At 67.9% G+C, this 25,527-nt stretch carries 24 protein-coding genes and 6 pseudogenes; 16 read left to right on the forward strand and 14 right to left on the reverse strand.

Going from position 1 to position 25,527, the window contains the following annotated elements:
* The first annotated feature begins 201 nt into the window (after nucleotides 1-201).
* The 7 genes from HK415_RS22385 (at nucleotide 202) to HK415_RS22415 (ending at nucleotide 4,531) form a co-directional block, all read left to right on the forward strand.
* Nucleotides 202-396, forward strand: a complete 195-nt coding sequence (locus tag HK415_RS22385; protein WP_171563628.1) for a hypothetical protein — start codon at nucleotides 202-204, stop codon at nucleotides 394-396.
* Nucleotides 393-659 (forward strand): hypothetical protein, encoded by a 267-nt coding sequence (locus tag HK415_RS22390; protein ID WP_171563629.1) that lies wholly within the window; start codon nucleotides 393-395, stop codon nucleotides 657-659. Before HK415_RS22385 ends, HK415_RS22390 begins: the two co-directional genes overlap by 4 nt.
* Before the next feature lie 116 nt (nucleotides 660-775).
* Nucleotides 776-1,426, forward strand: a complete 651-nt coding sequence (locus HK415_RS22395; protein ID WP_171563630.1) for a hypothetical protein — start codon at nucleotides 776-778, stop codon at nucleotides 1,424-1,426.
* Nucleotides 1,402-2,085 carry an O-antigen ligase family protein gene (locus HK415_RS22400; protein ID WP_171563631.1) on the forward strand — a complete coding sequence of 228 codons (684 nt, stop codon included), beginning with the start codon at nucleotides 1,402-1,404 and terminating at the stop codon, nucleotides 2,083-2,085. The genes HK415_RS22395 and HK415_RS22400 overlap by 25 nt, the downstream gene beginning before the upstream one ends.
* Nucleotides 2,078-2,878: a tyrosine-protein phosphatase gene (locus tag HK415_RS22405; RefSeq protein WP_171563632.1), complete on the forward strand. Its 801-nt coding sequence runs from the start codon at nucleotides 2,078-2,080 to the stop codon at nucleotides 2,876-2,878. Before HK415_RS22400 ends, HK415_RS22405 begins: the two co-directional genes overlap by 8 nt.
* 42 nt (nucleotides 2,879-2,920) lie before the next feature.
* Nucleotides 2,921-3,922, forward strand: a complete 1,002-nt coding sequence (locus HK415_RS22410) for a Bug family tripartite tricarboxylate transporter substrate binding protein (RefSeq protein ID WP_171563633.1) — start codon at nucleotides 2,921-2,923, stop codon at nucleotides 3,920-3,922.
* A gap of 72 nt (nucleotides 3,923-3,994) precedes the next feature.
* Nucleotides 3,995-4,531, forward strand: coding sequence for a hypothetical protein (locus HK415_RS22415; protein ID WP_171563634.1), 537 nt, complete (start codon nucleotides 3,995-3,997; stop codon nucleotides 4,529-4,531).
* Nucleotides 4,532-4,547: 16 nt separating this feature from the next.
* Here HK415_RS22415 and HK415_RS22420 read toward each other — a convergent pair whose 3' ends face one another.
* From HK415_RS22420 to HK415_RS22440, 6 genes and pseudogenes are all read right to left on the reverse strand, one after another.
* A complete protein-coding gene (locus tag HK415_RS22420; protein ID WP_171563635.1) occupies nucleotides 4,548-5,264 on the reverse strand; it encodes an ABC transporter ATP-binding protein in 717 nt (238 codons plus the stop codon).
* The gene (locus HK415_RS27355) at nucleotides 5,261-5,362 is read right to left on the reverse strand and encodes an ABC transporter ATP-binding protein C-terminal domain-containing protein (protein ID WP_373684669.1); all 102 of its coding nucleotides are present in this window, start codon (nucleotides 5,360-5,362) and stop codon (nucleotides 5,261-5,263) included. Before HK415_RS27355 ends, HK415_RS22420 begins: the two co-directional genes overlap by 4 nt.
* A pseudogene (locus tag HK415_RS22425) lies at nucleotides 5,341-6,076 on the reverse strand (ABC transporter ATP-binding protein). The gene HK415_RS27355 and the pseudogene HK415_RS22425 overlap by 22 nt, the downstream one beginning before the upstream one ends.
* 10 nt (nucleotides 6,077-6,086) lie before the next feature.
* Nucleotides 6,087-7,208 (reverse strand): branched-chain amino acid ABC transporter permease, encoded by a 1,122-nt coding sequence (locus HK415_RS22430; RefSeq protein ID WP_171563636.1) that lies wholly within the window; start codon nucleotides 7,206-7,208, stop codon nucleotides 6,087-6,089.
* Between the two features lie 13 nt (nucleotides 7,209-7,221).
* Nucleotides 7,222-8,151, reverse strand: coding sequence for a branched-chain amino acid ABC transporter permease (locus HK415_RS22435; RefSeq protein WP_171563637.1), 930 nt, complete (start codon nucleotides 8,149-8,151; stop codon nucleotides 7,222-7,224).
* A 152-nt stretch (nucleotides 8,152-8,303) separates the two neighbouring features.
* Nucleotides 8,304-9,572, reverse strand: coding sequence for a replication-associated recombination protein A (locus tag HK415_RS22440; protein WP_171563821.1), 1,269 nt, complete (start codon nucleotides 9,570-9,572; stop codon nucleotides 8,304-8,306).
* Nucleotides 9,573-9,624: 52 nt separating this feature from the next.
* Here HK415_RS22440 and HK415_RS22445 point away from each other — a divergent pair, with 52 nt between their 5' ends.
* Nucleotides 9,625-9,996, forward strand: coding sequence for a hypothetical protein (locus HK415_RS22445; protein ID WP_171563638.1), 372 nt, complete (start codon nucleotides 9,625-9,627; stop codon nucleotides 9,994-9,996).
* Here HK415_RS22445 and lolA read toward each other — a convergent pair.
* The 3 genes and pseudogenes from lolA to HK415_RS22460 form a co-directional block, all read right to left on the reverse strand.
* Nucleotides 9,993-10,626 (reverse strand): annotated as a pseudogene (gene lolA / locus HK415_RS22450) (outer membrane lipoprotein periplasmic chaperone LolA). The gene HK415_RS22445 and the pseudogene lolA overlap by 4 nt on opposite strands.
* Nucleotides 10,627-10,721: 95 nt before the next feature.
* Nucleotides 10,722-13,053 (reverse strand): annotated as a pseudogene (locus HK415_RS22455) (DNA translocase FtsK).
* Nucleotides 13,054-13,113: 60 nt separating this feature from the next.
* Entirely contained in the window at nucleotides 13,114-13,788 is a 675-nt protein-coding gene (locus tag HK415_RS22460; protein ID WP_171563639.1) for a Crp/Fnr family transcriptional regulator, read from the reverse strand.
* Nucleotides 13,789-13,943: 155 nt separating this feature from the next.
* Between HK415_RS22460 and trxB the strand changes: the two genes are divergently transcribed.
* From trxB to rpmG, 3 genes are all read left to right on the forward strand, one after another.
* Nucleotides 13,944-14,897, forward strand: coding sequence for a thioredoxin-disulfide reductase (gene trxB, locus HK415_RS22465; protein WP_171563822.1), 954 nt, complete (start codon nucleotides 13,944-13,946; stop codon nucleotides 14,895-14,897).
* A 151-nt stretch (nucleotides 14,898-15,048) separates the two neighbouring features.
* Nucleotides 15,049-15,282, forward strand: coding sequence for a 50S ribosomal protein L28 (gene rpmB, locus HK415_RS22470; RefSeq protein ID WP_171563640.1), 234 nt, complete (start codon nucleotides 15,049-15,051; stop codon nucleotides 15,280-15,282).
* A 17-nt stretch (nucleotides 15,283-15,299) separates the two neighbouring features.
* Nucleotides 15,300-15,470, forward strand: coding sequence for a 50S ribosomal protein L33 (rpmG, locus tag HK415_RS22475; RefSeq protein ID WP_055899695.1), 171 nt, complete (start codon nucleotides 15,300-15,302; stop codon nucleotides 15,468-15,470).
* Nucleotides 15,471-15,515: 45 nt separating this feature from the next.
* On the opposite strand, the gene HK415_RS22480 is transcribed toward rpmG, so the two are convergent.
* The 4 genes and pseudogenes from HK415_RS22480 to purN form a co-directional block, all read right to left on the reverse strand.
* A complete protein-coding gene (locus tag HK415_RS22480; protein ID WP_171563641.1) occupies nucleotides 15,516-15,899 on the reverse strand; it encodes a hypothetical protein in 384 nt (127 codons plus the stop codon).
* A 188-nt stretch (nucleotides 15,900-16,087) separates the two neighbouring features.
* A complete protein-coding gene (locus HK415_RS22485) occupies nucleotides 16,088-17,302 on the reverse strand; it encodes a DesA family fatty acid desaturase (RefSeq protein ID WP_171563642.1) in 1,215 nt (404 codons plus the stop codon).
* A 103-nt stretch (nucleotides 17,303-17,405) separates the two neighbouring features.
* Nucleotides 17,406-18,672: pseudogene (locus tag HK415_RS22490) on the reverse strand (RsmB/NOP family class I SAM-dependent RNA methyltransferase).
* A 7-nt stretch (nucleotides 18,673-18,679) separates the two neighbouring features.
* Nucleotides 18,680-19,261, reverse strand: coding sequence for a phosphoribosylglycinamide formyltransferase (purN, locus tag HK415_RS22495; RefSeq protein WP_171563643.1), 582 nt, complete (start codon nucleotides 19,259-19,261; stop codon nucleotides 18,680-18,682).
* Between the two features lie 24 nt (nucleotides 19,262-19,285).
* Here purN and HK415_RS22500 point away from each other — a divergent pair, with 24 nt between their 5' ends.
* The 4 genes and pseudogenes from HK415_RS22500 to HK415_RS22515 all read left to right on the forward strand — a co-directional run bounded on the left by HK415_RS22500 (nucleotide 19,286) and on the right by HK415_RS22515 (nucleotide 23,709).
* Nucleotides 19,286-19,957, forward strand: a complete 672-nt coding sequence (locus HK415_RS22500) for a YceH family protein (RefSeq protein WP_171563644.1) — start codon at nucleotides 19,286-19,288, stop codon at nucleotides 19,955-19,957.
* A gap of 26 nt (nucleotides 19,958-19,983) precedes the next feature.
* Nucleotides 19,984-21,160: pseudogene (locus HK415_RS22505) on the forward strand (acyl-CoA dehydrogenase family protein).
* Nucleotides 21,161-21,171: 11 nt separating this feature from the next.
* Nucleotides 21,172-22,286 (forward strand): annotated as a pseudogene (locus HK415_RS22510) (acyl-CoA dehydrogenase family protein).
* A 205-nt stretch (nucleotides 22,287-22,491) separates the two neighbouring features.
* Nucleotides 22,492-23,709, forward strand: coding sequence for a twin-arginine translocation pathway signal (locus tag HK415_RS22515; protein ID WP_373684672.1), 1,218 nt, complete (start codon nucleotides 22,492-22,494; stop codon nucleotides 23,707-23,709).
* Between the two features lie 14 nt (nucleotides 23,710-23,723).
* Here the strand turns inward: HK415_RS22515 and HK415_RS22520 are convergent, their stop codons facing one another.
* Nucleotides 23,724-24,284 (reverse strand): HNH endonuclease, encoded by a 561-nt coding sequence (locus tag HK415_RS22520; protein ID WP_171563646.1) that lies wholly within the window; start codon nucleotides 24,282-24,284, stop codon nucleotides 23,724-23,726.
* A gap of 155 nt (nucleotides 24,285-24,439) precedes the next feature.
* On the opposite strand from HK415_RS22520, the gene HK415_RS22525 reads away from it, so the two are divergent.
* Nucleotides 24,440-25,453 carry a bifunctional riboflavin kinase/FAD synthetase gene (locus HK415_RS22525; RefSeq protein WP_171563647.1) on the forward strand — a complete coding sequence of 338 codons (1,014 nt, stop codon included), beginning with the start codon at nucleotides 24,440-24,442 and terminating at the stop codon, nucleotides 25,451-25,453.
* Nucleotides 25,454-25,527: the final 74 nt, after the last annotated feature.

The following is a 25,527-nucleotide window of genomic DNA, read 5'->3' on the forward strand; positions in this document are numbered from 1 at the left end:
GTCCACGGCACCACCCGACCGTGACGCCGTGACCAGCGGCCGGTGGAAACTGCCGCGCAATTCGCCGCCTCAACCCTGAATTAAGGTCGCGTTGCATTCGACGGTTCCGGCGCCCGCAGCCGAAATTCGCTTCGGTAAAACCACCCGCCCGCAAAAAGCCGGTGCTATAGTGGCCCGGTCATTCATTCCGGGAGCAACCAAATGACACCAAAGAAACTGCTACTCGCCCTGTCCGCCCTGATCGGTGCTTCCGCCTTCGCGCAGGCACCTTTGGGCACCGTTTCCAACGTCCAGGGCGTGGTCACCGCCACGCAAGGCGCCACCGGCGTGTCGGTCGCGCCCGGCACCGCCATCCAGAACGGCATGCGCTTCGTGACCACGTCCATGGGTCCGTGACGCTTCGCCTGAACAACGGCTGCACGGTCACCGTTCCGCCCGCGCATGGCGTCACGGTGCTGCAAACCATGACTTGCCAGCAGCTGACCGCCGCGGTGCAGCCCGTTGTGCCGGTGGCTGCCGCCTCGCCCTCGTTCGCGCCGAACCCGGGCCTGGTCAATGGCCTCATCGCCGTCGGCGCCGCCGCCGTCGCGATCGGCGTCGTTCGCGCGTTGACGGACGATGATGACGTCTTCGTGCCGCCGCCACTCAGCGCACAGTGAGTTCGCAAGAGGTCGTCGCTGCGACCGATGAAACGGGGCCCATCGGCCCCGTCGCTGTTTCTGCGTTCCTGTTCCTCGTGGCCGCCTCGCCCCTCATGCGCGGAGGGAACAGGCACGTGGCGCTGATCGTGCTCGAAGGCGCTGCCCTGGCCTTCCTGGCCGCGTCGCTGGTCCGGGCGCACCGGAGCGGCAGCCGCATCACGGTGCGCGGCTTCCTGCTTGCCTTCCTGCTCGCCAGCCCGTTGTGGCTGGCGCTCGTGTACCTGCTTCCGCTCCCCGCAGCGCTGTGGGCTGGTGCGCCCGGCCGCGCCATCTATCCCGAGGTGCTGGCCGCGGCGGGGATAGCCACGCCCTCCTTCCTGCCCCTGTCGCTGGTGCCCGATGCGACGGCAGCGTCCCTGTTCGCGGGCATTCCCATCGTGGCCGCATTCGTTGCCGGCCACTGGATGCGGCTGCGCCAGCTGAAACTCGTGCTGGGCGTCCTGGCGGGCGTCGCCATCCTGCAGGTGATCATGGGCCTGCTGCAGGTCGCGGGGGCGCGAGTTCCTCACTGTACTTCGGTGGCATCGGCGGCCGGCCCTTCGGCACCTTCGCGAATCCCAACCACTTCGCGAACTACGTGGCGATGGGCCTCGCGGTGTACATATGGCTCGCCTGGACCAGCGTCTCGCAGCGCCCCGTGCTCGGCATGCACCATCGCTCCTGGCAGGCGCGCAGGCTGGCGCTGTGGGCCGCGGGCGGCATGCTGCTGGCCATCGGCATCCTGATGTCGCGCTCGCGCGGCGCGGCGCTCGCAGGGCTTCCTGCAGCGATGTGCGCCTTGGCGGTTACAGCATCGGCGGCATCGAAATCGCGGCAATGGCGCACGACACTGATCGCGACAGGCATTGCGCTCGGGCTGGCCATGGCCATGGTCGGCTTCGACTCCGTGGTGACTCGCTTCCAGCTGGAGACCATGGCGGGCGATGCTTCCTTCCGGACCCTGCTCGCCTCCAGCACTCTGGACGGCGCCGCTGCCTTCTGGCCCTGGGGCGCGGGCTGGGGAACGTATGGAGCGGTGTATCCGCGCTTCCAGCCGGCCACGGTGGACGGAACGGCCGGCCACGCGCACCACGACTACGCGCAGCTCCTGTTCGAAGGCGGCATCTTCTCGGTGCTGCTGATGGCGACCTTCGCCTGGCTGGCCATCACGCGCGCGGTCCAGCTCGTGCGTACCGCGCTGCGCGGCCGCCGCCTGCGCCGCTCCGAGATGGCCGCCGCCATCTGCGGCCTGGGCCTGCTCGGCTTCTTGCTTCACTCGTTCGTTGAGTTCAACATGCACATCCCGGCAAACGCCATCGCGGCGGCGCTGCTGGCGGGCGCCTTCCTGCGCCCGCTCAAGAGCGAAAGCGACGGCGACGGCGACGAGGAGCACAACGGTGATTGACCTGCATTGCCACATCCTGCCCGGCATCGACGACGGTTCGCGCAGCCTGGAGATGTCGCTGGAGATGGCGCGCATGGCCGTGGACGACGGCATCACGATGACCGCGTGCACGCCCCACATCTACCCGGGGCTGTACATGAACGACACGGCGGGCATCGAGGCCGAGCGTGACAAGCTGCAGCAATCGCTCGACGAGAACGGCATCCCCCTGAAGCTCACGATCGGTGCCGACGTGCACCTCGTTCCCGGCCTCCTGGACGGCCTGCGCACGGGCATCGTGCCCTGCCTGCACCACACGCGCTACCTGTTGCTGGAGCCCTCGCACCACGTCGCGCCGCCCCGCTTCCAGGACTCGGTGTTCCAGCTCGTGGCTGCCGGCTACGTGCCCGTGATCACCCACCCGGAGCGACTGACCTGGGTCGAGGACCACTACCCGGTGTTCGCGGACCTCGTGCGGCAGGGTGCCTGGATGCAGATCACCGCCGCCTCGCTGACCGGAGTCTTCGGCGCCCGCGCCAAGTACTGGGGCGAACGTTTCCTCAACGACGGCCTGACGCACATCATCGCCACCGATGCCCACTCCAACGGCCGGCGCTCGCCCATCATGTCCAAGGCACGCCAGATTGCGGAGCGCGCGCTGGGTCGCGAAGAGGCCGAGCTGCTGGTGCGCGGCCGCCAGGAATACATGCTGCGCAACGAACTGCCGTCCGCCGTGCCTCCCCTGCCGGAGGTCGAGCGCAAGCGCGGCGGCGGTGGCGGCTGGTGGAAGGGCCTGTTCGGCGCCCGCGGCTAGCACCCCGCGCACGGGTGCCTCCGCCTTGCGACAATGCCGGGCATGAAACGCCGACACCTCCTCCTCTCCTCCCTGGGCGCGGCCGCGGCCGCCGCCTCTCCCGCCGCCTGGTCGCAGGCGCGGCCGATCCGGATCATCGTTCCCTATGCCGCCGGCGGCCCCATCGACGTCACCGCGCGTGTGCTCGCCGAGCGGGTGAAGGACTCGCTGGGCACCGTGATCATCGAGAACCGCCCGGGCGGCGGCGGCAACATCGGCGCCGACGCGGTGGCGAAAGCGGCACCCGACGGCACCACGATCGGCATTTCCGCCGTGGCCACGCACGCGATCAACCCGTGGCTGTTCTCGAAGATGCCCTATGACCCGGTGAAGGACTTCGCACCCATCACGCAGATGGTCCGCGTGCCAAACGTGCTCGTGATGAACGCCGATACGGCCGCGCGCCTGAAGATCGACTCGCTGCGCGACCTGATCGCCTATGCCAAGGCCAATCCGGCGAAACTGAACTACGGCAGCGGCGGTAATGGCAGCGCCGGCCACCTCGCGGGCGAGATGTTCAAGCGCGATGCCGGCATCTTCGCGGTGCACATTCCCTACAACGGCGGCAACCCGGCGCAGCTGGCGCTGCTCTCGGGCCAGGTGGACTTCAACTTCGACAACCTGGCGACCGCGGCGCCGAACATCCGCTCCGGCAAGCTGAAGGCACTGGCGGTGACCACCCTGGCACGTTCGCCCAACCTGCCGGAAGTGCCGACTGTCGCCGACACCCTGCGGGGCTTCGCGATCGACACCTGGTGGGGCCTGGTGGCGCCGGCGGGCACCCCGCGCGACGTGGTCCAGAAGTTGAACCAGGCCTTCGTGGCGGCGCTGAATTCGCCGGAAGCGAAGACCCGCTTCTCCGGCCTGATGGCGGAGCCCGTGGCCACGACGCCGGACGAATTCGGCAGCTTCATGCGCGCCGAACTCGCCAAATACGAAAAAGTTGTGAAGGGTTCGGGCGCCAAGTCGATTAAGGCAGAGCCGGGCCTCCTACAGGCCTCGTGAGACTTGTCCTACACGCCCCGGATGAGCCGCGGCGGCACAGTGGCTTTCCAAGCACAACGTGAGGAGCCCGCAATGTCGTCGCAGCGTCACCTCCTGGGGTTGGCCATCGCACTGGCGGCGGTTGGCAGCGCCGAGGCGCAGTCCGGCGGCGCCCTGCGATGGCGCGGCGGCACCGGCCTGGGACTGCAGGTCGGCCAGCCGGACCTGCGCGTTCCCTGCGGCAGCTTCACCTTCTCCTGCGATGCTGCGACCCTGCCGCTCTATTCGAGCGCGAAGGCACCGCGTTCCCTGAGCATGCAGGTCGGTCGTGCGGAGGCTCCGGCCCCGTTCGGCGCCGGGCCCGCGCCCGGCCTCAACGTGAGCCTGGTGGGGAAGGCCGGTCTCGCCTGGGACCTGGGCGTGTACGGCCGCGTGGGCACCACCTTCAACCGCGCGGCGCTCGCACCGAACACGACGGGAGAAGGCGGCCTGACCTATGGCATCGGCCTGAGCTGGGACTTCTCGCGCCGCGGCTCCGCGGCGTTCGGCCTGGACAGCTACGACATGCGCACCGGCACGGGCGAGGCGCGCGACGTGCGCACCAGCCTCGGCCTGCAGTGGCGCTACTGAAGGCGCAGCAAGCGCCTCACTCGCCCAGGTAGGCGGCGCGCACCTTCGGGTCGTTCAGCATGTCGGCGGCCTTGCCGCTCATGCTGATGAGGCCCGACTCCATCACGTAGCCGCGGTCGGCGATCTCCAGCGCGCGGCTGGCGTTCTGTTCCACCAGCAGGATGGTCACGCCCTGGGCGTGCACGTCGCGCACCACCTCGAAGATCTTGTCCACCATGATGGGCGACAGGCCCATGGAGGGCTCGTCCATCAGCAGCACCTTGGGCCGGCTCATGAGCGCGCGGCCCATGGCGAGCATCTGCTGCTCGCCGCCGGACATGGTGCCGGCTAGCTGGTCCTTGCGTTCCTTCAGCCGCGGGAAGGTCGTGAACACCCGCTCCATGTCCTGCGCGATGCCCGCCTTGTCCCGGCGGATGTGCGCGCCCATCTGCAGGTTCTCTGTGATGGTCATGCGCGTGAACACGCCACGGCCTTCCGGCACCATGGCCAGGCCCTGCTTGACCATGTCCCAGGCGCCGCGGCCGCGGATGCTCTGTCCGAGGTACTGGATGTCGCCGTCATTGAGCGGCAGCAGGCCCGTGATGGCCTTCATGGTGGTGGTCTTGCCGGCGCCGTTGGAGCCGATCAGCGTGACCAGTTCGCCCTCGCGCACCTCGAAATCCACGCCCTTGACGGCCTGGATGCCGCCGTATGCGACCTTCAGGCCGCTCACCTTCAGCAGCACCTGGCTCATTGTTCTTCTCCGGTCGCGGTCGCGGCCGCAGGTGCCGTCCCCGTCGCCTTGTGGCTGTGGCCGAGGTAGGCCTCGATCACCTTCTCGTCGCGCTGCACGTCGTAGGGCGAACCCTCGGATCTGCTTGCCGTAGTCCAGCACGGTGACGCGGTCGCACAGGCCCATCACCAGCTTTCACGTCGTGCTCGATCAGCAGGATGGTGCGGTTGTCCTTGCGGATGCGGTCGATCAGCTCGCGCAGCACCACCTTCTCGGTGGAGTTCATGCCGGCGGCCGGTTCGTCCAGCGCGATCAGCTGCGGGTCGGTCGCCAGCGCGCGCGCGATCTCCAGCCGGCGCTGGTCGCCGTACGACAGCGTGCGCGCCTTGTAGTCGGTGAACTTGCCGATGCCCACGTAGTCCAGGAGTTCCTGGGCGCGCTGGGCGATCTCGGCTTCTTCCTTCCTGAACTTCTTGGTGCGGAACATCGCGCCGAGCAGGCCCGAGTGCGTGCGCACGTGCCGGCCCACCATCACGTTCTCCAGCGCCGTCATGTCGGCGAACAGGCGGATGTTCTGGAAGGTGCGCGCGATGCCCGCGCGCGCCACTTCGCACCGCGGTGGGCGTGTAGGGCTTGCCCGCGAGCTCGAACGTGCCGCTGTCGGGCGAATAGAGGCCGGTGATCACGTTGAAGAACGTGGTCTTGCCCGCGCCGTTCGGGCCGATCAGGCCGTACACCTGCCCGCGCTCGATCGTCAGGCCCACGTCCGACAGGGCCTGCAGGCCGCCGAAGCGCTTGGAAATCCCCGCGACGCGGAGGACGACTTCTGCCATCTGTCTCTCCTTACTTCGCCGTCGCAGGCAGGTTCTTGCCGTGCTCCGGCGTCGGCCACAAGCCGCGCGGACGCAACAGCATCACGATGATCATGGCCAGCGCGATCAGCAGCTGGCGCAGGATGGACGCATCGAGGCGGCCGCCGGTGATCGACTGCAGGTCGAACACGCCGGACACCCAGCGCAGCACTTCCGGCAGCGCCGACAGCAGCACGGCGCCGAGGATCACGCCCGGCAGGTGGCCGATGCCGCCCAGCACCACCATGGCGACGATCATCACCGACTCCATCAGGCTGAAGGACTCGGGCGACACGAAGCCCTGGAAGGCCGCGAACATCACGCCCGACACGCCGCCGAAGGTTGCGCCCATGCCGAAGGCCAGCAGCTTCATGTTGCGGGTGTTGATGCCCATCGCCTTGGCGGCGATCTCGTCTTCCCGGATCGCCATCCAGGCGCGGCCGATGCGCGAGAGCTCCAGGCGGTGGCAGATGATCACGCTGACAACGCACAGCGCGAGGAACAGGTAGTAGTAGAGCGTGACCGAGTTGATCGAATAGGTCTCGGTGATCTCGATCGGCCGCGCGAGGTTGATGCCGGGCAGCCCCAGCGCATCGAACTTGAACAGCGTGATCGAGTCGATCTGCCCCAGGCCCTTGGGGCCGTTGGTGATGTTGACCGGGTGGTCCAGGTTGTTCAGGAACACGCGGATGATCTCGCCGAAGCCGAGCGTCACGATGGCCAGGTAGTCGCCGCGCAGCTTCAGCGTCGGCGCGCCTAGCAGGATGCCGAAGAAGCCCGCGATCCCCGCCCCGAGCGGAATGACCAGCCACACCGAGGAGTGCAACCCGTTGGGGAACATCTGCGCGAACCAGGGGAAGGCTTCCGACAGGTGCGGCGAGGCCATCAGGCCGTACATGTAGGCGCCGATGGCGAAGAATGCGACGAAGCCCAGGTCCAGCAGGCCGGCGTAGCCGACCACGATGTTCAGGCCCAGCGCCAGCAGCACGTACAGCAGCGCGGTGTCGGCGATGCGGACCCAGAAGTTGCCCGCCGCCTGCAGCAGCAGCGGGAGGATGCACAGGGCGAGCGCGCCCAGCACCCACACCACGGTCTTGTTCTGCTTGTTGATCATGGTGCGGATCCCCTCAGGCGCGGTCGGCGACCCGCTCACCCAGCAGCCCGGAGGGGCGCAGCGTGAGCACGACGATCAGCACGATGAAGGCGAAGATGTCGGAGTAGTGGCTGCCCAGCACGCCGCCGGTGACCACGCCCAGGTAGCCGGAGCCGATCGCCTCGATCAGCCCGAGCAGGATGCCGCCGACCACCGCGCCGGCCAGGTTGCCGATGCCGCCGAACACCGCCGCCGTGAAGGCCTTCAGGCCGGGCAGGAAGCCCATGGTGTGCTGCACCGTGCCGTAGTTCGAGGCATACATGACGCCGGCGATGGTGGCGAGCACCGCACCGATGATGAATGTCGCCGAGATGACCATGTCCGGCTTCACGCCCATCAGGGCCGCCACGCGCGGGTTTTCCGCGGTCGCGCGCATCGCCCGTCCAAGCCGCGTGTAGTTCACCAGGTACATCAGCACCGCCAGCGACAAGGCGGTCATGCCCAGGATCATGATCTGCGTCGTGGTGATCACCGCGCCGCCGAACTGGATGGGCGCGGCCGGCAGCAGCGTCGGATAGGGCTTGTAGTTCGGCTTGAAGATGATCATCGCCAGCGTCTGCAGCAGGATCGACATGCCGATGGCCGTGATCAGCGGTGCCAGCTTGGGGCTGTTGCGCAGCGGCCGGTAGGCCACCTTCTCGATCGTGAAGTTCAGCGCCGCCGCCACCACGCACGAGATGATCAGCGCCAGGAGCAGCAGCAGCCAGCCGGGAATGCCCGGCATCGCTTCCTGCGCGGTGGTGATGATCGCCCAGCTGGTGAGCGCGCCCACCATCAGCACCTCGCCGTGCGCGAAGTTGATCAGGTTGATGATGCCGTACACCATGGTGTAGCCGAGGGCCACCAGTGCGTACATGCTGCCGAGGACCAGACCGTTGATGATCTGCTGCAGCAGGATCTCCATAGAGGTTTTCTCCGTTTCTTTGCCGCTTGTGTGGCCGGTGGGCGCCTTTGTGAGGCGTGCGGCCATGTAGCAAAAAACCCGCCATGCGGATCCTGGGCGGGTTGTGCGGGCGGGATTGTAATGGCGCCGCCTGACGCCAAAATTCCTGGTTCCTAGGGGTTTGTCCCCTGCGCATCGTTGCGCGCCCGCAGTTCGCGCAGTTTCTCGGCGATGCGGATCTCCAGGCCGCGCTCCACCGGACGGTAGAAGCGGGGCGGCTTCATCCCTTCCGGGAAGTAGGTTTCTCCCGCCGCGAAGCCACCTTCCTCGTCGTGCGCATAGCGGTAGTCGCGCCCGTAGTTCAGGTCCTTCATCAGCTTCGTGGGGGCATTGCGCAGGTGCAGGGGCACCGGCCGGGTGCCGTCCTTGCGCACCAGGGCGCGTGCCTCGTTGTAGGCCACGTAGACCGCGTTGGACTTGGGCGCCATCGCCAGGTACACCAGGCACTCGGCCAGCGCCAGCTCGCCTTCGGGCGTGCCCAGCCGCTCGTACACGTCGGCCGCGTCCAGCGCCAGGCGCAGCGCGCGCGGGTCGGCCAGCCCGATGTCCTCCACCGCCATGCGGATCATGCGGCGGGCCACGTAGCGCGGGTCCACCCCGCCATCGAGCATGCGCACGAACCAGTACAGCGTGGCGTCCGGATCCGAGCCGCGCACCGACTTGTGCAGCGCGCTGATGGTGTCGTAGAACTGCTCGCCGCCCTTGTCGTAGCGGCGCATGCGCTCGCCCAGCACCTTGAGCAGCCACTCGTCCGTGACTTCGCCGCGCTTTTCCTTGGTCGCCGCGACCGCCAGCGTTTCCAGGGTGTTCAGCAGGCGGCGCGCGTCGCCATCGGCATAGGCGATCAGGCGGTCGAGCGCCTTCTCCGCGATGGGCGGCACGGCGTCGATGGCCTGCGCCCTCTGCACGATCTGCTTCAGGTCCTCCTCGCCCAGCGGCTGCAGCACGTAGACCGCGGCGCGCGACAGCAGCGCCGAGTTCACCTCGAAGGACGGGTTCTCGGTGGTGGCGCCGATGAAGGTGAAGAGGCCCGATTCGACGTGCGGCAGGAAGGCATCCTGCTGGCTCTTGTTGAAGCGGTGCACCTCGTCGACGAACACGATGGTGCGCCGTCCGTGGCCCTGGGCGATCTGCGCCTGCTCCACCGCCTCCCGGATGTCCTTGACCCCGCCCAGCACCGCGCTGATGGTGATGAACTGGGCATCGAAGGCATCGGCCATCAGGCGCGCAATGGTGGTCTTGCCGGTGCCGGGCGGCCCCCAGAGGATGCAGCTGTGGGGCTGGCCCGACTCGAAGGCGATGCGCAGGGGCATGCCCTCGCCCAGCAGGTGCTGCTGCCCGATCACCTCGCCCAGGGACTGCGGCCGCAGGCGCTCGGCCAGGGGGCGTGGGCGGACTTGCTGCTCATCCCGGGCAGTTTATATTGCGCGGATCATGGAACCGGCCATCTGGTCCTCCCTCTCCGCCCTGCTCGGCGCCGCCGTGGGCGGCGGCATCAGCTACCTGCTGAATCGCCAGCAGTTCCGCAACCAGCTGCGCATCCTGCAGGAGCAGCACAAGGTGGAGTTCATGGCGGAGGCAACGGCGCGCCACTTCCTGGGCCACAAGAGCTTCACCGACCGTTCCTTCGACACCCTGCGCAAGCACCTCGGCGGCTTCGGGGACGACGAGCTGCGCAAGATCCTGGTGCGCGCCGGCGCGATCCGCGTCTACCGCGAGGACGGCTCCGAGTGGTGGCGGCTGCTGTCGCGGATGGACGAATACATCGAGCGCAAGCAGCTCGATCAGATCGCGCGCGAGATCTAGGGCGCCTGCACGACGTCCGCGCCCTTGGGCGGCGTGAAGCGGAAGGCCTCGGCGCTCACCGCGGTGTTCACCTGCATGCCGTTGAAGGTCAGCACCGAGCGCTGGCCGAAGCTGTCCAGGATCTCGAGGGCGGCGAGCTGGTCGCCGCGGAAGCCCACCTTCATGTTCGTGAGCTGGCCTTCCTTCTGCCGCGGCGTCGCCTGCACCCACTGCAGGCCGTTCTGGTCCGGCAGCGCCTGCAGCTCGAAGTCGCGCTTGAGCGTCTCCAGGTCGGGCGCGGAAGCGATCAGGGCGGCGGGCGTCGAGGCCAGCACCTTGGCCTGCTTGCGCTGGCTCACCTGGTTCAGGTCCTTGTCGTGCAGCCACAGCGTCTGGCCGTCGCACGATGGTCTGCTCGAAGGGCTTGCGGTATTCGAAGCGGAAGCGGTTCGGCCGCTGGAACTCGAAGGTGCCGCTGGAATTCTTGGTGCGCGCGGCCTGGCCTTCGCGGGCCGGGGCGGTGATCACCTGCGTGAAATCGGCGCGGCCGGTCTTCGCATTGCGCACGAAGTTCTCCAGGCTTTCCATGGCACCGGCATGGGCGGCTGCGGCCAGGGCCGTCAGCGCGAACGTAGCGAACAGTTTCTTCATTGCTTTCTCCCAACGCGACATTGTCGTTTGGGTGCGCGCGGCGCGCTGAAGTTCGTTACGAGTCGTTAGGACGGGCCGAAATCGCGAAGACGCGGCTATTCCTGACGTCCGGGCACGAGGATTTCGCGCTGTCCCCGGGCATTCATCGCACTGACAAGCCCGGCCTTTTCCATCGATTCCAGCAGGTTGGCCGCCTTGTTGTAGCCGATGGCCAGGTGGCGCTGCACCAGCGAGATGCTCGCCTTCTGGTTCTTGAGCACGACCTCGACCGCGCGGTCGTACAGCGGATCGCTCTCGCCGCCGCCTTCACCACCGGCGCCGCCCAGCGCGCCGTCCTCGCCATCGATGGTCCCGCCTTCCAGCACGCCCTCGATATAGTTCGGCTCGCCCTGCTCCTTGAGGTAGTGCACCACGCGGTGGACTTCCTCGTCGCTCACGAAGGCGCCGTGCACGCGCACCGGCAGGCCGGTGCCGCTGGCCATGTACAGCATGTCGCCCATGCCCAGCAGCGCCTCGGCGCCCATCTGGTCCAGGATGGTGCGGCTGTCGATCTTGCTGGAGACCTGGAAGGCGATGCGCGTGGGGATGTTCGCCTTGATCAGGCCGGTGATCACGTCGACGCTGGGACGCTGCGTCGCCAGGATCAGGTGGATGCCGGCGGCGCGCGCCTTCTGCGCCAGGCGCGCGATCAGTTCCTCGATCTTCTTGCCGACCACCATCATCAGGTCGGCCAGCTCGTCGATCACCACCACGATGTGGGGCAGCCGGTCCAGCGGCTCGGGACTCTCCGGCGTCAGGCTGAACGGGTTGGTGAGGAACTCGCCCTTGCCCTTCGCCTCGTCGATCTTGTGGTTGTAGCCGGCCAGGTTGCGCACCCCCAGCCTGGACATCAGCTTGTAGCGCCGCTCCATCTCGCCCACGCACCAGGTCAGGCCGTTGGCGGCCTGCCGCATGTCGGTGACCACGGGCGCCAGCAGGTGCGGGATGCCCTCGTACACGGACATCTCGAGCATCTTGGGGTCGATCATCAGCAGGCGCACGTCGCGCGCTTCCGCCTTGTACAGGAGGCTGAGGATCATTGCGTTGATGCCCACCGACTTGCCCGAACCGGTGGTGCCGGCCACCAGCACGTGCGGCATCTTCGCGAGGTCGGCCACCACCGGGTTGCCGACGATGTCCTTGCCCAGGCCCAGCGTGAGCTGCGACCTGGCTTCGTTGTAGACGTTGGAGCCGAGGATCTCCGACAGCTTGATCGACTGCCGCTTGGCGTTGGGCAGCTCAGCGCCATGTAGTTCTTGCCCGGGATGGTCTCGATCACGCGGATCGACACCAGCGACAGCGAGCGTGCGAGGTCGCGCGCGAGGTTGACGATCTGCGAGCCCTTCACGCCCGTGGCCGGCTCGATCTCATAGCGCGTGATCACCGGGCCCGGCGAGGCGAGCACCACGCGCACCTCCACGCCGAAGTCCTTGAGCTTCTTCTCGATCAGGCGCGAGGTCATCTCCAGCGTCTCGGAGGAAACGCTTTCCTGCCGCACGCCCGCGGTGTCCAGCAGGTCCACCTGCGGCAGCTTGCTGTCCGGCATCTCGGAGAACAGCGGCTTCTGCCTTTCCTTGGCCACGCGTTCGCTGCGCGGCACCTCGGCCACCACCGGCTCGATCAGCACCGGCGTGGGATGGTGCTCCTCGATCTCCACGCGCTCGACCTGCACGGTCTCCTCGCGCTCGCGCGCGGCGCGCTGCCCCAGCGCGAGGTCCTCGGCCAGCTCGCGCTTCTCGCGGCGCGCCTCGATGAAGCCGTCGATGGCCGCGCCGATGCGCTCGGCCACGTGGCTCCAGGAAAAACGGAACACCACCGCCGCGCCCAGCACCATCAAGGCGATGAACAGCAGGCCCGAGCCGGTGAACCCCAGCCACTTCACCGCCGTGGGCCCGACCAGGTAGCCGAGCGCGCCGCCGGCGTGGTCCGGCAGCCGCGGCTCCAGCCGGTACAGGCGCGACCACTCGAGCGCGGTGCTGGCCACCAGCAACACGGCCAGGCCGATCCAGAAGGCCATGCGTCCGTGCAGCCAGCGCATGCCGGCCACCGGCGGCGCCGCCTCGTCGCCGCGCATCCAGCGCGCCAGCGAAGCCATCCAGGCGCGCACGCCCGCTGCCACGCACCACCACGCGGAGTAGCCAAGCAGGAAGAAGCCGCCGTCGGCCAGCCAGGCACCCAGCCGGCCGCCCCAGTTGCGGATGGCCCCGCCGTCACCCGAGGTGGAGAAGGCAGGATCGGCGGGGAGTGGCTGACCATCGCGAGCAGCCAGAACACGAGGGCGGCCGCGCCGAGCACCAGCGCCGTTTCGTGGGCGAAGCGGGCGATGCCCGTGCGGGGCGCGGATGCGGGGGCAGCCCCGTCCGTGAGGGTGTGGAGCGAATACGTCATGCGCAAGCGCGAGCTTAGCGCGCAGGGGGCGCTCACCTCCTCAGGAGGTGTTGTTTGCCGTCAACCGAGCGTCGTCAGCCGGTCCTTCACCAGCATGGAGCCGTCTTCCCGGGTCTCGATGAAGCCCCGGTCCTCCAGGTCCTTCATCACGCGGCTGACCATTTCGCGCGAGGCACCCACCATCTTGGCGATGTCCTGGCGGGAGATGCGCTCGCGGATGGTCATCAGGCCTTCGCGGTCCGGCTGCGCGAACTCGAGCAGCGCGCGAGCCACGCGGCCGTACACGTCCATGAGGGCCAGCGATTCGATCTTGCGGTCCGCCTGGCGCAGGCGCTGCACCAGGCCCTTCATGATCGCGTACGACATCGAGCTGTTTTCCGGCAGGCAGCGCGCGAATTCGGCGCGGCCCAGGGTCAGCATGTCGGTCTGCACTTCGGCGCGGCAGGTCGCCGAGTGCGGCTCGTTGTCGATCAGGCTCATCTCGCCGATGTAGTCGCCCGGGTTCAGCGTCGCCAGGATCACTTCCCGCCCGCGCTTGTCGGAGGTGACCACGCGCACGCGGCCGGTCAGGATGATGAAGAGCGTGTTGGTCTTCTCGCCCTGCTCCACGATCGTCTCGCCGCGCTTGAAGCGGCGCTTGATCACCGCGTCGGCCACCGCTTCCGCCTGGTTGGAGGTCAGCAGGGCAAACAACGGTACCCGGCGGATCAACTCCAGGTTCGACAGCATCGACATGTTCCAATTCCCTCCTGCCAGGCGGCCGCTCGTGAATTCTTACAATCGTTCTGATTGAGAAGCCGCAAGTACCGGCCGTGCCCGGATGCTTGATACTTCTCGAACCGGCCAGAAATGTACACCGACCTGTGGTGTTTCCCACACAGGTTTTTCCCATCATGACCAACAAGCACGCCAAAGTATTGATCCTCGGCTCCGGCCCCGCGGGCTACACCGCCGCCGTCTACGCAGCACGCGCCAACCTGCAGCCGGTGCTGGTCACCGGCATCGCGCAGGGCGGCCAGCTGATGACCACCACCGAAGTGGACAACTGGCCGGCCGACGTGCACGGCGTGCAGGGCCCCGAGCTGATGCAGCGCTTCCTGGAGCACGCCGAGCGCTTCAAGACCGAAATCATCTTCGACCACATCAACAAGGTCGATTTCGGCAAGCGCCCGTTCACGCTCACCGGCGACAGCGGCAGCTACACCTGCGACGCGCTGATCGTCGCCACCGGCGCCTCGGCGCAATACCTGGGACTTCCGTCCGAGACGGCGTTCATGGGCAAGGGCGTGAGCGCCTGCGCCACCTGCGACGGCTTCTTCTATCGCGACCAGGTGACCTGCGTGATCGGCGGCGGCAACACCGCGGTCGAAGAGGCGCTGTACCTGTCGAACATCGCCAAGAAGGTTTACCTCGTGCACCGCCGCGACAAGTTCCGCGCCGAGCCGATCCTGGTGGACAAGCTGATGCAGCGGGTCACCGAAGGCAAGATCGAGCTGAAGCTGTTCAAGACGCTGGACGAAGTGCTGGGCGACCAGAGCGGCGTGACCGGCGTGCGCCTGAAGGATGCCAAGACCGGCGAAACGGAGGACCTGAAGCTGCAGGGCTGCTTCATCGCCATCGGCCACCGTCCCAACACCGAGATCTTCCAGGGCCAGCTGGAGATGAAGAACGGCTACATCCTGACCAAGGCGGGCCTGGAAGGCTTCGCCACCATGACCAGCGTCCCGGGCGTGTTCGCCGCCGGCGACGTGCAGGACCACATCTACCGCCAGGCCATCACCAGCGCCGGCACCGGCTGCATGGCCGCCCTCGACGCCCAGCGCTTCCTGGAGCAGGAGGAATAGCCCCCGGCGCAGCCCCTTCGGGGGTGGGCTATAATCGTGGGCTTCGCCGGGAAACCGGCCGGTTACCGCCCCCGTCAGGGCGAGGTGAGCCCGGTCCTCGGAGCGAACGCAAGGTTCGCGGGGAGTGACGGGCGGATAAAGGAAAATCCAGATGGCACGCGTCTGCGACGTGACGGGCAAGGCCCCGATGGTGGGGAACAATGTCTCCCACGCCAACAACAAGACCAAGCGCCGGTTCCTGCCGAACCTGCAATACCGCCGTTTCTGGGTCGAAAGCGAGAACCGCTGGGTCCGCCTGCGCGTTTCCAACGCCGCCGTGCGCCTGATCGACAAGAATGGCATCGAAGCCGTGCTCGCAGACATGCGTGCCCGCGGCCAGGCTTAAGCGGAAGGAGCACAGACATGGCTAGCAAAGGCGGACGCGAAAAGATCAAGCTGGAATCCACCGCGGGTACCGGCCACTTCTACACGACCAGCAAGAACAAGAAGACGATGCCCGAGAAGATGTCGATCATGAAGTTCGACCCCAAGGCTCGCAAGCACGTCGAGTACAAGGAAACCAAGCTGAAGTGATTCGGCTGGTCCCAGGAAAAAGCCCCGCATCGCGGGGCTTTTTCATTACTGGACGTTCGCGTCGTTCGGCATGCGATCGTGCATGTTGATCACGCCGTCGCCGTCGTTGTCGCGGGTCTGCGCCGCGTTCACCACGGCGTTGACCGCGGCATTCCCCGAGCGGGCGCCGAGGTTGCCGTAGACCGGCCGGCCCCAGGCGTCGTAGCCGACGATGCCGACGGCCGACTGCAGGATGCGGTGGCGCCCGAACTGGTCGACCGCCACCTGCCGGCCGTACTGGTCGATGTAAACGGAACCCGGCTGCACGGCCGCCGGCGGCGAGCCGAAGCCGAAGAGGCTGCCGATGACGCCGCCAAGGTCCTGCGCGGAGGCCGCCCCACCGACGGCGAGGGCACCCGCCGCCACGGCCGAAAGGATGAACTTCTTCATTTGCTGATCTCCTGTGAGCGGAACGTCCGCTTTCCACCATTCGACCTTGCGAGTGGCGCCCACGCCAGAGGTGGGCGGCGAGAAAGGCGTGGGACATGCGCGCCCGCCCGCGTAGGCATTCCCTGCTCCGCGGTGTCCACCAAGAAAAAGCCCCGCATCGCGGGGCTTTTCGGTTCGAGCCGGGAGCCTCAGGCGTGGGCAGACCGCAGCTTCAGCGAGAACTGGCGCAGCGCCTCGATGCCGCTTTCCTCCGCCCGGCGGCACCAGGCCTGCAGGTCGGCAGCCAGCTGCTCGCGCGACTGGTTCGTGTTCAGCCACATCTGGCGCAGCTCCTCGCGCATGCTGGCCATCTTGTCCAGCACCGGGTGTTCGGCGCGCACCTGCGCCAGCTGCTGCCGCGCCGCCGTCGGCACGCGGTCTTCGTCGCGGTGCAGCCAGCGCTTGGCGATCTTCAGCGTCGCCATGTCCTGGCCCTTGGCCTTGAACTGGTCGATCTCCGCCTTGCAGGCACGGCGCATTTCGCGGGCGTAGCCGGCCATCACCTCGTAGCGGTTGGCGATCACGGCCTCGAGCGTCTTCTCGTCGGCCACGGGCTTGATCGTTCCCAGGCGCAGCTTGGGCGGCACCTTCTTGACCGTGGCCAGGCCGAGCTTCTGCATCACGCTGATGTAGACCCAGCCGATGTCGAACTCGTAGGGCTTGACCGAGAACTTGGCCGAGGTCGGGTAGGTGTGGTGGTTGTTGTGCAGTTCCTCGCCGCCGATCACGATGCCCCAGGGGGTGATGTTCGTGCTGGCGTCGGGCGCCTCGAAGTTGCGGTAGCCCCAGTAGTGGGCGATGCCGTTGATCACGCCGGCGGCGGTGATCGGGATCCATGCCATCTGCACCGCCCACACGGCGGCGCCGGCGGCGCCGAACAGGGCCAGGTCGATGATCAGCATCAGGCCCACGCCCTGCCAGCTGTAGCGGGTGTACAGGTTGCGCTCGATCCAGTCGTTGGGCGTGCCGAGGCCGAACTTGGCGATGGTTTCCTTGTTTTTCGCTTCGGCGCGATAGAGCTCGGAGCCCTTCCAGAACACCGTGTCGATGCCGCGGGTCTGCGGGCTGTGCGGATCGTCCGGCGTCTCGCACTTGGCGTGGTGCTTGCGGTGGATGGCGACCCATTCCTTGGTCACCATGCCCGTGCCCAGCCACAGCCAGAAGCGGAAGAAGTGCGAGGGGATCGCATGCAGGTCCATGGCCCGGTGGGCCTGGGTGCGGTGCAGGAAGATGGTGACGGCAGCGATGGTGATGTGGGTCGTCACCAGCGTGTACAGCACGATCTGCCACCAGGACAGATTCCAAAGACCGTTGGCGAGCCAGTCGATCGCCGCGGTCAGCACGGCCCAATCCGGGAGCAGCATGTGGTGTGAGTCTCTTTCGAAAAAGCGTGAGCGCGCGGGACATCCCGCGTGCCTGTAGGACGGATTCTAGGGCGGGGGTTCCCCCGCCCATCAATCTTTGACTTCAGGGCTGGACTTTTTCCCAGGCTGCGGCATAGAAGCCGTCGCTGCCGTGGACATGGGGCCAGAGCCGCAGGTCGGAGCCCCCTCACTGCAGAGGCTGGCTGCTTGCGGCACTTTGGCCGATTCGAGCAGTTCCTGCACCGAAAGTCGCCGGAAAGCGGGATGGGCGGCCGTGAATTCCGCCGCAATGTCCTCGTTTTCGGCCTTCAGCAGGCTGCACGTGGCGTAGACGAGACGGCCGCCCGGCTTCAACAGCCGCGCCGCACTGTCCAGGATCGCACGCTGCTTGGCCGTCAGCTCGACGACAGCCTGGGGGACTGCCGCCACTTCAGGTCGGGGTTGCGGCGCAGCGTCCCCAGGCCCGAGCAGGGAGCGTCCACGATCACCCGGTCGATCTTGCCGGCCAGCCGCTTGATGCGCTCGTCGCGTTCGTGCGCGATCGCCGCCGGGTGCACGTTCGACAGTTTGCTGCGCGCCAGGCGCGGCTTGAGGTTGTCCAGGCGGTGCGCGGACACGTCGAAGGCGTACAGCCGCCCGGTGTTGCGCATGGCCGCGCCCAGCGCCAGCGTCTTGCCGCCGGCGCCGGCACAGAAATCCACCACCATCTGGCCGCGCCGTGCGTCCGTGAGCAGCGCCAGCAGCTGGGAGCCCTCGTCCTGCACTTCGATCGCACCGCGCGCGAAGGCATCGAGCTTGGTCAGTGCCGGCTTGCCGTCCACGCGCAGGCCCCAGGGCGAGTACGGCGTGGCGCGGGCCGCGATGCCCGCCAGCTTGAGTTCCTGCTGCACGTCCTCGCGCTTGTCGGTGAACGTGTTCACGCGCAGGTCCAGGCCGGCAGGATGGTTGAGCGCGTCGACGAGCGCCCAGAACCGGTCGCCCAGCTGCGCCTTCAGCGGCTCCACCAGCCATTCGGGCATGTTGTGGCGGTGCCGTTCCGACAGCGTCGCCGGATCGGCCGCGTCGCACTGGTCCAGCCAGGCCTTCTCCTGCTCGCTCAGCGCGCTCTTGAGGAAGTCGCGCGGTCCCGCGAAACCCAGGATCGCCAGGCGCCGCTCGCGCGCGCCGCTGCCGGAGCCGGCGAAGTGCTCGAACAGCAGCTTGCGACGCAGCACGGCGTAGGCGGTCTCGGCCAGCGTCGCCCGCTCGCGCGGGCCCAGCGAGCGGTGCTCGCGGAAGTAGCGCGACACGATGGCGTCGGCGGGATGGTCGAACTTCAGGACCTGCGCGACGAGATCGGCGCAGGCCTCCAGCAGGGCCTTGGGATGCATGCGTTTCCTACAGCGTGGGCAGCAGTTGGGCGATCGCGCGAGGGTAGATCAAGTGCTCCTGCGTGAGCACGCGCGCAGCGATCGTTTGCGCCGTGTCGCCCGGCACGATGGGCACCACGGCCTGCGCCAGGATGGGCCCGTGATCGAGCTCCGCCGTCACCTGGTGCACGGTGGCACCGGCGACCTTGCAGCCGGCGTCGAGCGCGCGCTGGTGCGTGTGCAGGCCGGGAAAGGCCGGCAGCAGCGAAGGATGGATGTTCAGCAGCCGGCCCTCGTAGCGCGACACGAAGCCCGGCGTGAGGATGCGCATGAAGCCCGCCAGCACCACCAGCGCCGGCGCGTGGCGGTCGATGGCGGCGGCCAGCGCCTCGTCGAACAGTTCGCGGCTGGCGAAGGGCTTGTGGTCCACCACCTCGGCCGCGATGCCGTGCTCGCGCGCGAAGGCCAGGCCGCCCGCGTCCGGCCGGTTGCTGATCACCGCCTTGACCTCCGCGCCCAGGGCCGCGCCCCATCGCTCGCGCTGCGCCGCGCGCACAATGGCGGCCATGTTGGAGCCTCCGCCGGAGATCAGGATCACGATGTTCTTCATGTCGACCGCGATTATCCCTGCCGCATGAACCCGCTCACCCTTGCCGAAGCGCGCGTGCTGGGCACGCTGATGGAAAAGGCCCGCACGGTGCCTGACAGCTACCCGATGACGCTGAACACGCTGGTGGCCGGCTGCAACCAGAAAAGCAGCCGCGACCCCATCACCCAGCTCACCGAATCCGAAGTGCAGGAGGCGCTGGACGGCCTCAAGCGCCGTTCGCTCGCCTTCACCGCGCGCGGCAGCCGCGTCGACCGCTGGGAGCACAACTTCCAGCGCGCCATGGTCGTGCCGGAACAGTCGGCCGTGCTGCTGGGCCTGCTGATGCTGCGCGGGCCGCAGACGGCGGGCGAACTGCGCATCCACAGCGAACGCTGGTACCGCTTCGCCGACATCTCCTCGGTGGAAGGCTTCCTCGACGAACTGGCCGCGCGCAGCGAGGACAAGGGCGGGCCGCTGGTGGTGCAATTGCCCAAGGCGCCGGGCGCGCGCGAGGCGCGCTGGGCGCACCTGCTGTGCGGCCCCGTGGATGCCACGGCCGCGCCGGCGGCGGAGGAACGCGCGCCGGAGGGTGGGCTGGCGGCGCGGGTGTCGGCGCTGGAGAATGAAGTGGCCGAGCTGCGCGCCCTCATGACCGATCTCGCCACCCAGCTCGGCTTGTCGCCACCTGGACACCCCGAATCGAACGACCGTGCTTAAATCTGCGACTGCTCCGGAGACACGCAATGGATCTTGCATTCACCCCTGAAGAACAGAAATTCCGCGAGGAAGTGCGCGCCTGGGTGCGCGCCAACCTGCCGCAGGAGATCGCGCACAAGGTGCACAACGCCCTGCACCTGACGCGCGAGGACATGCAGCGCTGGGCCAGGATCCTCGGCAAGAAGGGCTGGCTGGGCTACGGCTGGCCCAGGGAGTTCGGCGGCCCCGGCTGGACCGCCGTGCAGAAGCACCTGTTCGAGGAAGAGACCGCACTGGCCGGCGCCCCGCGCATCGTGCCCTTCGGCCCGGTGATGGTCGCGCCGGTGATCATGGCCTTCGGCTCGCCCGAGCAGCAGAAGCGCTTCCTGCCCGGCATCGCCAGCGGCGAGGTGTGGTGGAGCCAGGGCTACAGTGAGCCGGGCGGGCTCGGATCTCGCGTCGCTCAAGACGCGCGCCGAGCGCAAGGGCGACAAGTACATCGTCAACGGCCAGAAGACCTGGACCACGCTGGCGCAGTACGGCGACTGGATCTTCTGCCTGGTGCGCACGTCCACCGAAGGCAAGCCGCAGACCGGCATCTCCTTCCTGCTGATCGACATGAAGTCGCCCGGCGTCACGGTGCGGCCGATCATCATGCTGGACGGCGGGCACGAGGTGAACGAGGTGTTCTTCGACAACGTCGAAGTGCCCGCCGAGAACCTGATCGGCGAGGAGAACAAGGGCTGGACCTACGCCAAGCACCTGCTGTCGCACGAGCGCACCAACATCGCCGACGTGAACCGCGCCAAGCGCGAGCTCGAGCGCCTCAAGCGCATCGCCAAGGGCGAGGGTGTGTACAACGAGCAGCGCTTCCGCGACGAAGTGGCCAAGCTGGAAGTGGACGTGGTGGCGCTGGAGATGCTGGTGCTGCGCGTGCTGTCTGCAGAGAAGTCGGGCAAGAACCCGCTGGACATCGCCGGCCTGCTGAAGATCAAGGGCAGCGAGATCCAGCAGCGCTACACGGAACTGATGATGCTGGCCGCCGGCCCCTACGCCCTGCCCTTCGTCAAGGAAGCGATGGAGGCGGGCTACCAGGGCGAGTTCGTGGGCGCCGCCTATCTCGCACCCCTGGCGGCGAGCTACTTCAACATGCGCAAGACCACCATCTACGGCGGATCGAACGAAGTGCAGCGCAACATCGTCGCGCAAACCGTGCTGGGCTGAGGAGACACGACATGGACTTCAATTTTTCCGACGAGCAGGAACAGCTGCGCGACGCGGTGCGCAAGTGGGTGGACCGCAGCTACGGCTTCGAGCGGCGCCGCGGCATCACCAAGGCCGGCGGCTTCGAGCGCGCGGCCTACGGTGAACTCGCTGAACTGGGCCTGGCGGGCCTGTACGTGTCCGAGGACCACGGCGGCATGGCCATGGGCCCGGTCGAGGCCATGGTGGTGATGGAGGAACTCGGGCGCGGCATCGTGCTGGAGCCCCTGGGCCAGACGCTGGTCGCCAGCGGCTTGCTGGGCGCCTACGCACCGGAAGCCGTCAAGGCGCAGTGGCTGCCCAGGCTGGCCGGTGGCGAGGCGCTGATCGTGCTGGCGCACCAGGAGCGCAAGGCGCGCTACCGCCTGGAGCAGTGCGAAGCGACGGCCACGCAGGCCGGCGATGCCTGGAAGATCACCGGCGACAAGAGCCTGGTGCCCGCGGGCGACCAGGCCGACGCCTTCATCGTGCCGGCCAAGTCCAACGGCAAGATCGCGCTGTTCCTGGTGGAGCGCCAGACGCAGGGCGTCAGCACGCGCGGCTATCCCACCATGGACGGCGCGCGCGCCGCGGAAGTGAACCTGCGCGATGCGCGCGGCACGCTGGTGGCGCCGGACGGCCTGCCCGCGCTGGAGCACGCGGTGGACATCGGCATCGCCTGCACCTGCGCCGAGGCCGTGGGCGTGATCGACCGCACCATGCAGCTGACCGCCGAGTACCTGAACACGCGCAAGCAGTTCGGCGTGACGCTGGCGACCTTCCAGGCGCTGCGCCACCGCATGGCGGACATGAAGATGCAGCAGGAGCTGGCCCGCTCCATGAGCTACTACGCCTCGCTCAAGCTGAATGCGCCGGCCGACGAGCGCCGCCGCGCGATGGCGCGCGCCAAGTACCAGCTGGGCGTGTCCATGCGCTTCGTCGGCCAGAACTCGGTGCAGCTGCACGGCGGCATCGGCGTGACCGACGAGTATGTGGGCAGCCACTACTTCAAGAAGCTCACGCAGCTGGAGCGGCCTTCGGCGACACGCTGCACCATCTGGGCGAGGTGTCCGAAAGGATGCAGGACACCGCAGGCGTTTTCGCCTGACAGGGAGAATCCCGGTAAACGCCCGCCCGCAGCGGGCGTTTTCATTTGCAGGAGACAAAAGAACATGACGACCCGCCGCCACTTCCTCGCGCTTTCGGGCGCGCTCCTTACCACCGCCTGTGCCACCGGCCCTTCCATGACCGCGCATCCGCCCATCGTCTTCGTCCACGGCAACGGGGACACCGCCGCTCTGTGGCAGACCACGATGTGGCGCTTCGAGTCCAACGGCTGGCCGCGCGACCGGCTGCACGCGATCGACCTGCCCTATCCGCTGGCGCGCGACGACGACACGCGCGCGCAGCCGGGGCGCACGTCCACGGCGGAACACATGGCCTACCTGCGCTCGGAGGTGGACAAGGTGCTGCAGGCGACCGGCGCCGCGCAGGTGGTGCTGATCGGCAATTCGCGCGGCGGCAATGCCATCCGCAACTACATCCAGAACGGCGGCGGCGCCGCGAAGGTGAGCCACGCCATCCTGGGTGGCGTGCCCAACCACGGCGTGTGGAACGTGCCCGGGCGCGCGCCCGGCAGCGAGTTCGCGGGCAACGGCCCCTTCCTGCAGGGGCTGAATGCGCCCAAGAACGCAGCCGGCGACGAGGTCACGGGCCCCGTGAAGTGGCTCACGATCCGCTCGGACAACAACGACAAGTTCGCCCAGCCCACGGGCCAGTGGATCGGCGACCGCAACTTGCAGACCGGCGTCACCTTCGACGGCCCCGCGCTCAAGGGCGCGAGCAACGTGGTGCTGCCGCGCGTGGACCACCGCGAGACTTCGTTCTCGCCCGCGGCCTTCGAGGCGACCTACCGCTTCATCACCGGCAAGGCGCCGGCGACGCTGTCCATCGTGCCGGAAGAGCGCATCGTGCTCGCCGGCAAGGTGACGGGCCTGGGCGTGTCCTCCACCGATCCGGCCAGCGGCAACTTCCAGAACAACCTGCCGATCCCCGGCGCGCGGCTGGTGGTGTACGCGGTCGATCCCGCCAGCGGCGAACGCCGCGGTGGCGCCGTGCTCGACGAGGTGATCGATGCGAGCGGCCGCTGGTCCTTCCAGGCCGACCGGAACACGCCCTACGAGTTCGTGGTCGCCGCCGCGGGCTATGCCACGACGCACATCTACCGCAGCCCCTTCCCGCGCTCCACCAGCGTGATCAACCTGCGACCGGAGCGCATCCCCGAGACCGACCGGGCCGGCCCTTCGCTGGTGATCCTCACCCGCCCGCGCGGCTACTTCGACCCGGGCCGCGACCGCATGGCCTTCGACGGCCAGAGCCCGCCGCCGGGGGCGCTCCCGGGCGCCGGGGTTTCCGCTTCGCGCATCAAGCCCACCGGCCCGCAGCGTGCGGTGGTCGCGGAGTTCAACGGGGAGAAGGTGGTCGGGCGGACGTGGCCGACGGCGAACAACGAGGTGTCGGTGCTGAGCTGACCTACTGAGCGCCGCTACGCGTCGTGCAAGCGTGAATTCTTTGGCAGGTGCGCCATCAGGAATTCCATCTGGTCCGCCAGGATGCGGCGGTTGCGCAGGATGAAGTCCTCCCACAGGCTGGGCACGTAGGGGGCGTACAGCAGCGACATGCCCGCCTGTTCCGGCGTGCGGCTGCCCTTGCGGTGGTTGCAGGCCCGGCAGGCCGTCACCACGTTCATCCAGTGGTCCTTGCCGTTCTGGGCGAAGGGGATGATGTGCTCGCGCGTGAGTTCTTCCTCGTGGAAATCGTCGCCGCAGTAGGCGCACACGTTCCGGTCGCGGGCGAACAGCTTGCCGTTGGTCAAGCCCGGTTTCAGCTCGAAGGGGTTGATGTTCGGCACGCCCTTGGTGCCGATGATGCTGTTGACCGTGATGATCGACTGCAGCCCGCTGGCGGCATTGACGCCCCCGCGGAACACGGCAACGTCCGCCCCGGCCTCCCAGCGCACCTGGTCGGCGGCATAGTGCAGCACGGCCTGCTCCAGCGAGATCCACGACTGTGGAAGCCCCTGGGCGGACAGCTTCAAGACCTTCAAAACGCGCCTCCATTCAACGACGAACAGACCGACAGCGCCATTAGCCAGGCGTGAGAGACAATATACCGTGTTTTCGTGACCCGCTTGTAGCAGGCCATGCGTGCGTTGGCGCCGTCCAACGGACCCCCACTGCTATCAAAAAGATATCACCCCAGATGCAGATCCTGCGCGGCTTCCACCACCCCCAGATCGCCAAGGCCTGCGCGGTCACGATCGGCAACTTCGACGGCGTGCACCGGGGCCACCAGGCCATGCTGGCGCTGCTGAACAACGAGGCCCGCCACCGGGGCGTGCCCAGCTGCGTGCTCACCTTCGAGCCGCATCCGCGCGACTATTTCGCCGCCCTGCACCGCAAGCCGGAGCTCGCGCCCGCCCGGATCGCCACCCTGCGCGACAAGCTCACCGAGCTGCGCAAGTGCGGCGTGGACCAGTGCGTGATCCTCAAGTTCGACGCGCGCCTGTCGGGCCAGCAGCCGGAATCCTTCATCTCGGAGGTGCTGGTGCAGGGCCTGGGGGCGAAATACATGCTGGTCGGGGACGATTTCCGCTTCGGCGCCAGGCGCGCCGGCGACTACGCCATGCTGGATTCGGCCAGCAGCCGCATGGGCTTCGACGTGGCCCGGATGAACAGCTACGAGGTCCACGGCCTGCGCGTGTCGAGCTCTGCGGTCCGGGAGGCCCTGGCCCGCGGCGACATGGCCGGCACCGCCGCCCTGCTCGGCCGGCCGTACTCGATCAGCGGCCACGTGGTCCACGGCCGCAAGCTCGGTCGCACGCTGGGCTTCAAGACCCTGAACCTGCGCTTCGCCCACTGGAAGCCGGCGGCCAGCGGCATCTTCGCCGTGATGGTCCACGGGCTGGAGGGCGGCCCGCTGGAGGGCGTCGCCAACCTGGGCATCCGGCCCTCGCTGGATCCGACCGACGTCAACGGCGGGCGGGTGCTGCTGGAGACCCATTGCCTGCAATGGCCGGCCAGCCTCGGCGAGGAGGGGGCGTACGGTAAAATCATCCGCGTGGAACTGCTGCACAAACTGCACGACGAGCTGCGCTACGACGGTCTCGATGCCCTGAAGGCGGGCATCGCGCGCGACTGCGACGACGCGGCGCGGGCCTTCTTCGCCTCCACGCACGCCGAAACCCGGCGGCAGACCACGCGCGACCGAATTTAGCGACGGCATGTCATTGCGGGCTGGCCCCGCAACCCATCCCACGCTCCACGAGCGTGGATGCCGGGTCAGGCCCG

The organism is Ramlibacter montanisoli (genome assembly GCF_013087525.1).
In the GTDB taxonomy this organism is placed as follows: Bacteria; Pseudomonadota; Gammaproteobacteria; order Burkholderiales; family Burkholderiaceae_C; genus Ramlibacter; species Ramlibacter montanisoli.

Bases quoted from the DNA above. Each gene is read 5' to 3' on its own strand.
- HK415_RS22430 (WP_171563636.1), bottom strand. From the start codon at position 7,208: ATGATCAACAAGCAGAACAAGACCGTGGTGTGGGTGCTGGGCGCGCTC.
- HK415_RS22435 (WP_171563637.1), bottom strand. From the start codon at position 8,151: ATGGAGATCCTGCTGCAGCAGATCATCAACGGTCTGGTCCTCGGCAGC.
- HK415_RS22385 (WP_171563628.1), top strand. From the start codon at position 202: ATGACACCAAAGAAACTGCTACTCGCCCTGTCCGCCCTGATCGGTGCT.
- HK415_RS22460 (WP_171563639.1), bottom strand. From the start codon at position 13,788: ATGTCGATGCTGTCGAACCTGGAGTTGATCCGCCGGGTACCGTTGTTT.
- HK415_RS22485 (WP_171563642.1), bottom strand. From the start codon at position 17,302: ATGCTGCTCCCGGATTGGGCCGTGCTGACCGCGGCGATCGACTGGCTC.
- HK415_RS22515 (WP_373684672.1), top strand. From the start codon at position 22,492: ATGTGGCGCTTCGAGTCCAACGGCTGGCCGCGCGACCGGCTGCACGCG.
- rpmB (WP_171563640.1), top strand. From the start codon at position 15,049: ATGGCACGCGTCTGCGACGTGACGGGCAAGGCCCCGATGGTGGGGAAC.
- HK415_RS22500 (WP_171563644.1), top strand. From the start codon at position 19,286: ATGAACCCGCTCACCCTTGCCGAAGCGCGCGTGCTGGGCACGCTGATG.
- purN (WP_171563643.1), bottom strand. From the start codon at position 19,261: ATGAAGAACATCGTGATCCTGATCTCCGGCGGAGGCTCCAACATGGCC.
- HK415_RS22480 (WP_171563641.1), bottom strand. From the start codon at position 15,899: ATGAAGAAGTTCATCCTTTCGGCCGTGGCGGCGGGTGCCCTCGCCGTC.
- HK415_RS22410 (WP_171563633.1), top strand. From the start codon at position 2,921: ATGAAACGCCGACACCTCCTCCTCTCCTCCCTGGGCGCGGCCGCGGCC.
- HK415_RS22415 (WP_171563634.1), top strand. From the start codon at position 3,995: ATGTCGTCGCAGCGTCACCTCCTGGGGTTGGCCATCGCACTGGCGGCG.
- HK415_RS22445 (WP_171563638.1), top strand. From the start codon at position 9,625: ATGGAACCGGCCATCTGGTCCTCCCTCTCCGCCCTGCTCGGCGCCGCC.
- HK415_RS22400 (WP_171563631.1), top strand. From the start codon at position 1,402: ATGCTGCTGGCCATCGGCATCCTGATGTCGCGCTCGCGCGGCGCGGCG.
- rpmG (WP_055899695.1), top strand. From the start codon at position 15,300: ATGGCTAGCAAAGGCGGACGCGAAAAGATCAAGCTGGAATCCACCGCG.
- HK415_RS22525 (WP_171563647.1), top strand. From the start codon at position 24,440: ATGCAGATCCTGCGCGGCTTCCACCACCCCCAGATCGCCAAGGCCTGC.
- HK415_RS22420 (WP_171563635.1), bottom strand. From the start codon at position 5,264: ATGAGCCAGGTGCTGCTGAAGGTGAGCGGCCTGAAGGTCGCATACGGC.